This is a genomic window from Mesosutterella porci, from assembly GCF_022134585.1.
Taxonomy (GTDB): domain Bacteria; phylum Pseudomonadota; class Gammaproteobacteria; order Burkholderiales; family Burkholderiaceae_F; genus Mesosutterella; species Mesosutterella porci.
In genome coordinates this window covers 1-1,991 of record NZ_JAKNCT010000025.1, presented here as the reverse complement: position 1 = coordinate 1,991, position 1,991 = coordinate 1, and the positions used below count along the sequence as shown (strand labels likewise).

The 1,991-nt window shown below is 54.5% G+C and carries 2 tRNA genes and 2 rRNA genes; all 4 read right to left on the bottom strand.

Annotated elements, in window-relative coordinates:
• A 23S ribosomal RNA gene (locus MAF45_RS11205) occupies positions 1-364 on the bottom strand; the annotation flags it as partial.
• Positions 365-671: 307 nt separating this feature from the next.
• A tRNA-Ala gene (locus tag MAF45_RS11200) sits at positions 672-747 on the bottom strand.
• 9 nt (positions 748-756) lie between these two features.
• Positions 757-833 (bottom strand) — tRNA-Ile (locus MAF45_RS11195).
• Between the two features lie 78 nt (positions 834-911).
• Positions 912-1,991, bottom strand: a 16S ribosomal RNA gene (locus MAF45_RS11190); the annotation flags it as partial.

Sequence of the window (1,991 nt, the reverse complement as noted above, 5' to 3'; positions counted from 1 at the left end):
TCGAATCCTTAGTACCTTGTCGACGGTTCCCGTACGGGGCTGTCACCCTCTGCGGCGGACCTTTCCAGGTCCTTCCGGTGTCGTCTTCAATATCGAATTCAGGCTGCTGCGCTTTCGCTCGCCGCTACTGGCGCAATCTCGGTTGATTTCTTTTCCTGAAGCTACTGAGATGTTTCAGTTCGCCTCGTTCGCCTCCGCGGGCTATGTATTCACCCGCGGATCAGGCTAAAGCCTGGAGTTCCCTCATTCGGACATCTCAGGATCAATGCTCGTTGTCAGCTCCCCTGAGCTTTTCGCAGACTGCCGCGTCCTTCATCGCCTGTGATCGCCAAGGCATCCACCACATGCACTTAGTCGCTTGATCCTATAACCCTGCCGCCTTTTGCCGGCACGGGCTTCAAGTGACCTGTAACGTGTCGCTGTTCTCTTGAATCTGCTTCGGTTTCTACTTGGAGAAACTTGCAATTCGTGAATGCAATCACAACCCATGTTCCAAACTGCCGCTGGAAACCTCATCAATCTCCAGCTGTTTGAAACTTTCTCATTCCTTCCTAATTGTTAAAGAACTGAAACAGAACCCCCTCGCAGGGATCTTGTTTGAAAAAACGCTTCTTTTCAGCAGCGTCCTTTCAGACACCATCCCGCGGTCATTTGCTTCCGATGGGGAAAACTGGTGGAGACAAACGGGATCGAACCGTTGACCTCCTGGTTGCAAACCAGGCGCTCTCCCAACTGAGCTATGCTCCCGGCGGCCCTTGGTGGGTCTGGATGGATTCGAACCATCGACCCTCGCCTTATCAAGACGATGCTCTAACCAGCTGAGCTACAGACCCGGCCTGTCCTTCTCGCGTTCTGTTTTGTACAACGAACGATAAGCGTGGGCTCTGACTTCTGAAAGCCTTGCTCTCTTAAAAGGAGGTGATCCAGCCGCACCTTCCGGTACTGCTACCTTGTTACGACTTCACCCCAGTCATGGAACCCACCGTGGTCGTCGTCCTCCTTGCGGTTGGACAAACGCCTTCTGGCGAACCCCACTCCCATGGTGTGACGGGCGGTGTGTACAAGACCCGGGAACGTATTCACCGCGGCATGCTGATCCGCGATTACTAGCGATTCCGACTTCGTGCAGTCGAGTTGCAGACTGCAGTCCGGACTACGATCGGTTTTCTGGGATTTGCTCCGCCTCCTGGCTTAGCTGCCCTCTGTTCCGACCATTGTATGACGTGTGAGGCCCTAGCCGTAAGGGCCATGACGACTTGACGTCATCCCCATCCTCCTCCGGTTTGTCACCGGCGGTCTCATCAGAGTGCTCTTGCGTAGCAACTGATGACAAGGGTTGCGCTCGTTGCGGGACTTGACCCAACATCTCACGACACGAGCTGACGACAGCCATGCAGCACCTGTGTTCAGGCTCCCTTGCGGGCACCCCGGACTTTCATCCAGGTTCCTGACATGTCAAGGCTAGGTAAGGTTTTACGCGTTGCGTCGGATTAATCCACATCATCCACCGCTTGTGCGGGTCCCCGTCAATTCCTTTGAGTTTTAATCTTGCGACCGTACTTCCCAGGCGGTCAGCTTCACGCGTTGGCTTGGTTACCCAGAAATTGCTTTCCGAACAATCAGCTGACATCGTTTAGGGCGTGGACTACCAGGGTATCTAATCCTGTTTGCTCCCCACGCTTTCGTGCATGAGCGTCAGTCATGTCCCAGAGGGCTGCCTTCGCCATCGGTGTTCTTCCGCATATCTACGCATTTCACTGCTACACGCGGAATTCCACCCTCCTCTGACAGACTCCAGCCGTGCAGTCACAAATGCAGTTCCCAGGTTAAGCCCGGGGATTTCACATCTGTCTTGCACAGCCGCCTGCGCACCCTTTACGCCCAGTAATTCCGATTAACGCTTGCACCCTGCGTATTACCGCGGCTGCTGGCACGTAGTTAGCCGGTGCTTATTCTTCAGGTACCGTCATCAAAACCGGTTGTTCGCCGGT